At 68.9% G+C, this 8,259-nt stretch carries 8 protein-coding genes; 6 read left to right on the top strand and 2 right to left on the bottom strand.

The features are described from left to right. Positions 1-16: 16 nt before the first annotated feature. Both VFZ70_15340 and VFZ70_15335 read right to left on the bottom strand, forming a co-directional pair. A complete protein-coding gene (locus VFZ70_15340) occupies positions 17-781 on the bottom strand; it encodes a hypothetical protein (protein HEX6257181.1) in 765 nt (254 codons plus the stop codon). Between the two features lie 183 nt (positions 782-964). Next, complete coding sequence (locus tag VFZ70_15335; GenBank protein HEX6257180.1) at positions 965-1,354, bottom strand: carboxymuconolactone decarboxylase family protein; 390 nt, start codon at positions 1,352-1,354, stop codon at positions 965-967. A gap of 172 nt (positions 1,355-1,526) precedes the next feature. Between VFZ70_15335 and VFZ70_15330 the strand changes: the two genes are divergently transcribed. From VFZ70_15330 to VFZ70_15305, 6 genes are all read left to right on the top strand, one after another. Continuing rightward, positions 1,527-1,784, top strand: coding sequence for a hypothetical protein (locus tag VFZ70_15330; GenBank protein HEX6257179.1), 258 nt, complete (start codon positions 1,527-1,529; stop codon positions 1,782-1,784). A 388-nt stretch (positions 1,785-2,172) separates the two neighbouring features. After that, on the top strand, positions 2,173-4,329 hold the full coding sequence (locus VFZ70_15325) for a LuxR C-terminal-related transcriptional regulator (protein ID HEX6257178.1): 2,157 nt from the start codon (positions 2,173-2,175) through the stop codon (positions 4,327-4,329). 227 nt (positions 4,330-4,556) lie between these two features. Further along, positions 4,557-5,240 carry a M24 family metallopeptidase gene (locus tag VFZ70_15320; protein HEX6257177.1) on the top strand — a complete coding sequence of 228 codons (684 nt, stop codon included), beginning with the start codon at positions 4,557-4,559 and terminating at the stop codon, positions 5,238-5,240. 88 nt (positions 5,241-5,328) lie between these two features. Continuing rightward, positions 5,329-5,817 (top strand): DUF1269 domain-containing protein, encoded by a 489-nt coding sequence (locus VFZ70_15315; GenBank protein HEX6257176.1) that lies wholly within the window; start codon positions 5,329-5,331, stop codon positions 5,815-5,817. A 130-nt stretch (positions 5,818-5,947) separates the two neighbouring features. Continuing rightward, positions 5,948-7,069, top strand: coding sequence for an AI-2E family transporter (locus tag VFZ70_15310; protein ID HEX6257175.1), 1,122 nt, complete (start codon positions 5,948-5,950; stop codon positions 7,067-7,069). After that, the coding region (locus VFZ70_15305; protein ID HEX6257174.1) for an alpha/beta-hydrolase family protein at positions 7,066-8,259 on the top strand (1,194 nt) is incomplete at its 3' end. The genes VFZ70_15310 and VFZ70_15305, both read left to right, overlap by 4 nt.

Raw genomic sequence — 8,259 nt, 5'->3', positions numbered from 1 at the left:
CGTCGCCTCGCGGCCACTACAGCGCGCCGGAGAAGTACTCGAGCGCCGTGCGGGTCTTGGTCTGCTGCTCTCCCGAGAGGTCGACGCCGTGCCCGGCAAGGTACGCGCGGGTCTCGGCGGCGACCTGGAACGTCTCGGAGGGCGCGCACTTCGTCGACAGCTCCAGGATCTGGGATCCGTCCGGGTACTGCCACAACTCGGCGACCATCTTCCGCCTCAGCTCCTCCGGCGTGAACTTCAGCTTGAGGAGGGTGATCGGACCGAGGATCGAAAGGTCGTCGAGTGCGACGTCGTCGGCCGTGTTCGCGTCGAAGAAGGCACGCTGCTTCTTGGAGTACAGCGTGTGGATGGGCCTGGTGCCAGCGACGACGTCCAGGATGTCGCTGCCTCCGAGACGCGCCTTCAACGACGCCGAGCACACGTAGCCGCCCGGCATGGCGTCGACCTCGACGACCATGTTCTTCGATTCACGCAGCCCGCTGGGGAGGCGGTCGGGGACCACCGGGCGCAGCTTTATGACGGAGTCGTCGTACCGGCCTTGGACGCGGCGGGCACGAACGACGACGCCCTGCTGGTTGAGCGCCAGGTCAGGCGTGTCGAAGAAGTACACCTGGCGGATCTGCGCCTCCAGCGGGTCCATGCCAAGTGCCGTGACTGTCGACCGGTGCGCGGCGTGGGGCACGGTCAGCTTGAGCTCGACGCTGTCGGATCCACGCGCCAGGGCGAGCAGGTCCCGAAGGTCGGCATCCGACAGCCGGGGCGAAGGCGTGGTCGCGGACATCTCGTGTCCTCTCGTCGGCGTTCGAGCCGTGCCCGACGCTCGTAACGTGTGACCGTTACGGTGGCCCGCAACGAGCTCACCCGCATCACCCGGCGCGGATGAATCACGCCGACGTAGTGGGACCGAGTTGCTCCGCCATCCGTCCGGTGGGCGCGCGCGAGCGATGCCGCCGGGAGCTCGTGATCAGCGAGGTCCACGATCTGTCCCGTCGCGCCGGCGCGGCATGAGGTGGTGACGACCTACGACGCGAAGGACCCCGACACCGCCTTCCCGCCGATCGAGCCGCTGCGGATCGGTCAGGTGCAACCCTCGGTTGTCGTAGGCCTCGAACGCCGCGTCCAGGTCGTACCCGATCACCGCTGCCGGCGCCGGGGCCGCCGCAACGAGGCGGGCTGCACCAGCCACTGGCGCGACGGCGATCAGGGTGTCCACGATGTCGTTGACCGTGGCACCGGCAGCAAGTGCTGCGTCGATGTGGGACCGGTACGACATGACCGGTGCATCCAGGGCGATCAGTGCGCCGAGCCGTACCAGGGCCTGGGTCCTGGCGTCGATGCACGAGGCCTCGGACATGCCAGTCCCCTGCTGAGGACCGACGTGACGGTGCCTCGTCGTGGAGCGCAGGTTTCGAAGCTGCGGGAAGAAGTCGTCGCGATGCTCGTGGCGAACGCACCGTACAGCGCAAGGTCGTACCACTCGACAAAGTTGCCGATGGTCGCGGCGACCAACGCGCCACCTGCTGGCGGTGGGCAAGGAGGACGGGGCGTGGTCGGGCGCGGAGGTCACCGACCTGTCGACGGAGGAGATCGGTGCGTTCAGTGGCTGCCAGCGGTGCGCGCTCGGGGCTGGCGCCGCCGCCGCCGCCGCGGAGGCTATGAAGCCGGGTGCCGTCGCCGCCTTCATCGCATACGAGAACGCCTGGGCCGTCCCGTTCGTGGCGGTGGCCCGTGACGCCGGCGGCCAGGTGCCCCCGCGAGCACGCCGATCCCCGCGCAGGACGTGATGGGGACGCGAAGATCTACGCCAACCGAGCGGCGTACAGCAGCCAGCTGCAGCCGCCGAGACGCCGTGGGGTGAAGGGTTGAGCAGATCGATCGGATCGCGCCCGCACGGCGTCGGCCACGGACTGTCGGCCGTGCCGCAGGGTCCGCAACGTGACATGGACCCCCGAGATGAGTCGAGATAGGATGGCGCGACCCCGGGTACGACGATGGGTCGCGCCCCTGTCTTGGGCGCGCCAATTGACGAGGCGGATCAGAAGGAGCACCGCACCGGGGACTCGGCCGGCGGACGGTTCGGGATCTGGGGGTGCGACGGCGTCGTCGGCGAGCGAGGTGCGGGCCTGGGGACCTCAATCGGGCAGGATCCTTCGCGGAGACCTTGTCGAGCGGTTGATTGGGCATCGCGCTGTCCCGCTCGTCGCCGTCGTCGCGCAGGCCGGCTACGGCAAGACGACACTGCTGCAGCAGTGGGCAGTGCACGATCCGCGTCCGTTCGCATGGCTTCGGATGACGGCGGAGAGCAACGACCCGATCGTCCTGTTGTCCGCGCTTGCGGTGGCGATCGGGGAGATCGAGCCGGTCCATGCGACAGTGCCCGGATCGTTCGCTGCGCCGCGCCATACGTTCGTGGGTGCGATCGCTCGGCTCCTGTCCGTGCTGGAGGCGTCCGATTCGGGCGTGCTTGTGCTGGACGACGCGCATCGACTGGACAACGCCGATTGTCAGGACCTGATCGCCGGCCTCCTGAACGGCCTGCCCGGTCACTGGCAGATCGCGGTCGCCAGTCGGGAGGGGCTGTGGCTCCCCATCGCACGGTTGCGGGCCGAGGGTCGGGTCGTCGAGATCGGCGCCGACGAGCTCGCCATGGACGACGACGAAGCCGCCGAGCTGCTCGAGACGGCGGGTGTCGCCCTCGACCGGGGCGGTGTCGCGACGCTCAACGAGCGGGCCGAGGGATGGCCCGTGGCGTTGTACCTCGCCGCCCTCGCCATCGCCCTGGGGCACGAGGTGGGTCGGGAGGCCGACTGGCAAGGCGGCAACGACCGGTTCGTGGCCGACTACCTCGTGTCGGAGGTGCTGGCTCGGCTGTCGACCGGCACGGTGGAGTTCCTGACCCGCACTGCGCTCCCGGAGCGGTTGTGCGGGCCGCTGTGTGATGTGCTCTTGGACGCCGACGACTCCGCCGAGCAGCTCGTCGCGCTGGAGCGAGCGAATGCGTTGGTGGTTTCGCTGGACGACGAACGCGTGTGGTATCGCTACCACCACCTGTTCCGCGAATGGCTCGGCCGGGAGCTGCATCGCCGCGAACCCGAGCGCGTGGCGGTGCTCCGCCAACGTGCGGCGGACTGGTATGAGGCCAACGGCCTACCGGAACTCGCGATCGACGAGGCGATCGCGTTGGGCGACGAGTCCCGCGTGGCGCGGATCGCAACCGAGCACGCGCTGTCGTTGTATCAGGCCGGGCGGGAGGCGACCATCCAGCGATGGTTCGACTGGCTCGACGAGCGAGACGTGCTCAAACGCTACCCGCATCTCCTCGTGACGGGCGCGCTCATGCACATCCTCGCAGGACGTGCCGTCCGTGCGGCGCGGTGGATCGACGCATTCGAACGCAGCGACACAACATCGGCAGAGGACTCGGGGGCGTCGGGAGAGCTGTCGATGCTGCGTGCAGCCGCGTGCCGTGACGGCCTGAGTCGCATGCGCCAGGATGCCGCTGACGCGGTGCGGTTGCTGCCCGTCGGAAGCCCGTGGCTGGCCGCCAGCCTCGGGCTTCTCGGTACTGCGTGTCTCGTGATGGACGGGCAGGAGCAGGCTGCGAGGATCCTCTGGGAGGCGGTGGAGGTCGCCGACGATGGTGGAAACACGGTCGCGAAGTCAGTGGCCCTTGCCCAGCTCGCCCTGCTCAGCGAGCGCAACGGACGGCTCGAGGATCGTGATGAGCTGTCCGAGCGCGCCCTCGCAGCGGTGACGGACGGGGGACTCGACGACTACGCGACCAGTGCGCTGGTGTTCGCCATCAGCGGTCGGGTCCACCTCGATCGTGGTGACGCACGTCCCGCCAAGACGCTGCTCGCACGGGCGCAGCGTCTCCGGCCGCATCTTACACGTGCGTTTCCGGTCATCGCGGTTCAGGCCCGCATCCAGCTGGCCCGTGTGTACGTGTTGACCACGGATGTTCCCGGAGCGCGAACGGTCCTGGGTGAGGCCGCGGACATCGTGCAGTGGCTGGCCGATCCTGGAAGCCTGGTCGACGAGATCAGCACGCTGCAGCGCCGTCTGGCGGCCCTGCGCGTTGACGTCGTCGGTGCCACGTCGTTGACCTCGGCGGAGCTTCGGCTGCTGCCGTTGTTGGCCACGCACCTGTCGTTCCGCAGGATCGGTGAGCGCCTGTTCATCTCACCCAACACCGTCAAGACCGAGGCCATATCGATCTATCGCAAGTTCGGCGTCTCCTCGCGAAGCGACGCGGTCGAACGGGCGCAGGAACTGGGTCTGCTCGGAGAGCGTGCGCCCACACCTGACCGCTCGTCGGATGACGCATGATCGTGCTCGATGGTCCACCAGCTAGGTGGCGATGTCACGGCCGTGTGCCGTCAAGGCCCAGATGACCGAGGCAGACGTGAGGCTCGGTGATCGTGCTGTCGCCGACATGGTGTGGGCCCCTCCGACGGCCACCGTCCTCGGCATCGACTGCCCGCCGGTCGTCGGATCGGCCGCAGCCATCCAGCCGCGGGCCCGAGCACGCTATCAATCTGCGGGTACCGCCCGGCATGGACCCGATCAAGGCGCAGGACGCCCTCATCGAGCACCTGCAGGACGCCGCGCCGTGGAACGTGCGCGTCAGCGTGGACCGCGAGGCCTCCGGCGCGCCGTTCCGCGCCACGACCGGCGGACCGGCGTACGCCGCGCTCGGTGCCGCCATGGAGGAGGCGTACGGCCGGCAGATGACCAGCCTGGGGCAAGGCGGTTCGATCCCGTTGTGCAACGTGTTCGCCGACACCTTCCCCGATGCGGAGATCATCCTGATGGGGTGGCCGAAGCACGGGTACGGCTCGGACACCAGCCGCGCGGTCACTGTCGGTGAGCCCACCGACGAGGTCCGCAGCGTCCACGACATCGTCAGACGGGCGCAGCAGACCGCCTTCGAGGCCGTCCGCCCAGGCGTGTCCTGTCAGGAGATTGACCGCACCGCGCGAAGGGTGATCGCCGATGCCGGCTACGGCGAGCAGTTCATCCACCGCACCGGCCACGGCATCGGGGTGACCACCCACGAGCCTCCCTACATCGTCGAGGGCGAGGAGCAGCCTCTGGTGCCGGGCATGTGCTTTTCGATCGAACCCGGCATCTACCTCGCTGGTCGCTTCGGCGTGAGGATCGAGGACATCGTCACGGTCACACGCGACGGTGGCCGCCGGCTCAACACGACCAGCCACGACCTGCGTGTGGTCGGATAACGGCCGGACGGATCTCACCCGATGGGGATGAGGCGGTCGGGTCACCGGACACTACTGTCATGAGCACAGACCCGAGAAAGGACCTCATATGGCCATGCTGACTGTCGTGAAGTTCCCGAGCGCCGAGGGCGCGCGTTCCGTGCTGAACACGCTCGAGGATCTGCAGAAACAGCAGCTGATCACGATTCACGACGCCGCGATCGTGCAGTGGCCGGCGGACAAGAAGAAGCCGCGGACCGAGCAGCTGCACAGCATGGCCGGCGCCGGTGCCTTGTCTGGTGCCTTCTGGGGCATGCTCTTCGGCCTGTTGTTCTTCATTCCCCTGCTGGGCGCTGCGATCGGCGCGGCCATGGGTGGCCTGTCGGGCAGCCTGGTGGACGTCGGCATCGACGACAACTTCATCAAGCAGGTTCGCGACCAGGTCACGCCCGGCACCTCGGCGCTGTTCGTGCTCTCCAGCGACGCGGTCACCGATCGCGTCAAGGACGCGTTGCGCGGCGTCGAGATGGAGCTCATCGCGACGAACCTGTCGAGGGACGAAGAGGACAGGCTGCGCACGGCCTTCGAGCACGAGTGAACACAGCGAGCGCCCTCACCTGACCGGGTCGTCGGATCCGGCGTCGGCCATGGACGCGCAACCACAGCCACCATCAGGTCATCCGGCCGCATCGGTCGATCGGGCGCCGCCGACACCGCAGACGACGGCGGTGACACGCGTCGAGATCGCCGGGCGGACGGTCTGGCAGGTCATCGGCGCCATCCTGCTCACGATCGTCCTGTTGAACGCGGCCAGAGCGGCCGCCGGACTGCTGACGATGGTGGCGCTGTCGTTCTTCTTCAGCCTGGCGATGGACCCGGCGGTGCGCTGGCTGCACCACCGGTACGGGTGGCGCCGCGGCGCCGCCGTCGGCGTCATCTACGCGGTGGGGTTGCTGGTCCTGTTGTTCATGGTGTTCATCCTGGTGCCCGCGATCGGGCAGCTGGCCGCCAGGATCGCCGAGAACGGCGACGAATGGATCGCCCGGATCGACGAATGGACGGGCGGGAACCTCGGATTCCCACTCAACGAAGGTGTGCGCGACGGTGTCTCTGGCGCCGGCGAGCAGACCGGTGAGTTCGCTGCCGACGCGTTCGGCCGGCTGGTCGGGATCGCCTCGGGTGGGATCACGCTGATCTTCAACCTGGCGACCATCGCGATGTTCACCTTCTACTTCACGGCCGACGCGCCGCGGGTCCAACGGGCTGTCCTGCGACTGTTCACCCCCGCGGCACAGCAGAGGATCGGCTGGACGTGGGACCAGGCGATCGTGCAGACCGGTGGATACTTCTACTCGCGCATGATCCTGATGGTGATCAACGGCACGGGGTTCCTGCTGACCATGGTCATCGTTGGCATGCCGATGTCGTTTGCCGTGCCACTGGCCGTGTTCGCCGGGTTCGTGTCGGTCTTCATCCCGGCCGTCGGCACCTACATCGGTGCGGCCATCCCGATCCTGGTCACCAGCGCGATCCAGGGCCTGGTGGCGGGGGCGGTGGTCCTCGGCTACGCCCTGGTCTACCAGCAGCTGGAGAACTACGTGCTCAGCCCGCGGATCAGCTCCGATACGATGTCGCTCAATGGCGGGGTGGCGTTCGGGGCCGCCCTGGCCGGTGGCGCCATCGCCGGACCCATCGGTGCCTTCGTCGCACTGCCCGTCGCGGCGCTGATCTCCGCGGCGGCGGCCAACTACGCGAGGAGTTACGACGTCGTGTACCGCTCCGACTACGACACCGCCGCGGCGCGAGACGTCGCCGTCGATGACCGGCCGACCGAGGCCACGCAGCGATGAGGCCCGTCCCGTGGCGTGACGGCGGCGTCGAGGCTGCCCGCAGCGTGATCATGCGCACGGCGACGTGGGTGAACCCGCTGACCACGTCGCCGTCCGGCGCCCTGGAGACCTCCGCGCTGCTCGATTCGTTCGGGCCATCGCTGATGCCGCGTACGTCCACCCTCCAGGGGGCGGCGGCGGGCCTGAACCTGCTCGTTGCCCGAGGTGTCGCGCGCGCGATCGAACTGGGCGTCAACCGGGCACGTCCCGCCGATCTGGGCATCGGCGCGCAGCTCGCGACACGGGTGGCCATCGGGCTGGCCGGTGCGGGCGCGGGCGCGTTGCCACGACGCGACGACGAGCATCTGACCCGGGCCGGCGTTCGCAGCGCCGGTCATCTCGTCACCGCTGCGGCGGTTGGTGGCGCGCTGCACGACTCGGCGCTGTGGCTGCGGCAGCGCTACCCGGCCCAGCGGGCACTACGGCCGACCCTGGTCGCCTCGCTGGCTGTCGCCGGCGTCGTGGTCAGGGCCGGGCGGCAACTGGCCGACCGCGATGCGGCGATCGACCAGTGGCCGATCGAACAGCACGCGACCGTCCCACGCGCTGTGGCGACCGCGGCCGTCGTCTCGGCCGTCGGTACGGGGCTGGCACGGTCGTACGTGTCGACGCGGCGGCTGCTGAGGGCGTACCTCGGCGATGGCTGGTCGAAGGACGTGCTGGCGCGGGCCGCGAACGCGGCGCTCTGGGGATTCGCCCTCAGCGGGCTCTACAACGCCGGCGTCGCCTACATCGGGCGTGCCAACGAGAAGGTGGAGCCGGGTTACGCCCGCCCGCCGGTCGACGACGCCTTGTCGGGCGGGCCGCGGAGCCTGCTGCCCTACGGCGATCTCGGGCAGCAGGGCCGTCGCTACGTGACTGACGTCGTCACCCCGGAGATGATCGCCGATGTGATGGGCGAGCCGGCGCTCGCGCACCCGATCCGGACCTATGTCGGGTTCAACAGCGAACCGGTCTATCAGTCCGGTCGCGCCGAGCTGGCCCTCGCGGAGCTCGACCGTACCGGAGCCTTCGACCGGTCCCACCTGCTGCTCGTCTGCCCGACCGGCACCGGATGGATCGACCAGACGATGATCGAGGCCACCGAGCTGTTCACCCGCGGAGACATCGCGACGTGCTGCATCCAGTACGGACGGTATCCATCATTCCTC

Source organism: Euzebyales bacterium, assembly GCA_036374135.1.
In the GTDB taxonomy this organism is placed as follows: domain Bacteria; phylum Actinomycetota; class Nitriliruptoria; order Euzebyales; family JAHELV01; genus JAHELV01.
Note: the sequence above shows the minus strand (reverse complement) of the source record. Positions and strands in the feature narration are given on the sequence as shown.